General features: G+C 37.9%; 2 protein-coding genes. Both read right to left on the reverse strand.

Annotated features, from left to right (window positions below; genetic code table 11):
* Positions 1–51 precede the first annotated feature (51 nt).
* Positions 52–903 (reverse strand): IS3 family transposase, encoded by an 852-nt coding sequence (locus tag NAT51_RS19600; protein ID WP_250601807.1) that lies wholly within the window; start codon positions 901–903, stop codon positions 52–54.
* A gap of 14 nt (positions 904–917) precedes the next feature.
* Positions 918–1,346, reverse strand: coding sequence for a hypothetical protein (locus tag NAT51_RS19605; RefSeq protein ID WP_250601808.1), 429 nt, complete (start codon positions 1,344–1,346; stop codon positions 918–920).
* Between the last annotated feature and the right edge of the window lie 41 nt (positions 1,347–1,387).

The following is a 1,387-nucleotide window of genomic DNA, read 5'->3' on the forward strand; positions in this document are numbered from 1 at the left end:
TGACTAGTCCTAAAATAACGATACAGGATTAATAATAGTAAAAATACATTTTTAGACAGAAGTAGCTTTATAGTTACTTCTGTTTTTTATTTCATAAGTTTTCATTTTAATGCTACTCTGTAAATGCATTTGGTTAGGAGTCAGCATATGATTTGACCAATGGGGTCTGTGCTGATTGTATTTTGCAATCACTTCAGTAATCAACTTCTTCATTAAAGATAATTCAAGATGATAAGTATCTATCATATATTCTTGTTTTAATATACCATTTATTCTTTCAGCCACTGCATTTTCATAGGGGTCAGCGTTTTGGGTCATACTGCATTTTATATTGCATTTTTGCAGAAGATACTGATATTGATCAGAACAATATTGTATTCCCCTGTCTGAATGATGTATCAATGGGTCAGGCTTAAAGATCCTGTTCCCATGAGCCATTTTTAAAGCCTTGATACATCCTTGTGTACTGAGAGAGTCAGACACTTCATATCCCATTACCTTTTTTGAATAAGCATCTGTTATTAAGCTTAAATAACAAGGCTTTTCACGTTTTCCGATATAGGTAATGTCTGATACCCATACCTGTTCTGGCCTGTTGATGTCTAATTCTTTTATCAGGTTCATATGCTTCCTGAAGCGATGATGTGACCATGTAGTAACATGATAATTCCGTTTTGGTTTTATCAATAGGTGATTAGCCTTCAGGATTTCAAAGAACTTGTCTCTGCCAACTTTTAATTCCCTAAGCCTGGCATTAAGGACATGGTATAATTTACGTGTGCCAAGCCGGGGATGGGTCATACGTATTTCTTTTACAAGCCCTATAACCTGGCCAGCAAGGCTTTGCTTAAGCTTGGCACGCTTAATGCTTCGATAGTAAACCTGTCTGTTTATCCCGAACAAACCACAGCCGAAGCTTATGCTTTGCTGCCTTTTTTTGCCGAAGAGTTGGATTGTCCGGGAGGTAAGTTTTTTCGGATATCGATATTATACTCTTTTTCAGCAAGGCCTATCATCATATCAAAAATAATGGCCTTGGAGTCCGATATATGATTTTGATGTTCAAGCTGGGCCTTCTGTTTTTCCAAAAGCTTTACTTTGGCCTCAAGCTCCATGATTCTTTGTTCCGGTGTCTTTGGCATATTCGACGGTGTTTGATTCTCCCAATCAAAGTTACCATATTTTCTGAGCCAGGCCAGAACTGTAGAGCGAGCCTGAATGCCATATTTCCTCTGGGCCGAATAAGCTGACAACTCACCTGATTCAATCTCTTTTACAATCTGGATCTTTAGACTTAGCGTATAATCCTTCTGGGTGCGCTTTACATAAGTGTCATGTCTTTCCATGTCGATTCTTTTTTATTGTATCGCTATTTCAGGACGGGACA

This window comes from Flavobacterium amniphilum (assembly GCF_023634845.1).
In the GTDB taxonomy this organism is placed as follows: Bacteria; Bacteroidota; Bacteroidia; order Flavobacteriales; family Flavobacteriaceae; genus Flavobacterium; species Flavobacterium amniphilum.

Excerpts from the sequence above, each read along its gene's own strand:
- NAT51_RS19605 (WP_250601808.1), bottom strand. The coding sequence starts at position 1,346 with ATGGAAAGACATGACACTTATGTAAAGCGCACCCAGAAGGATTATACG.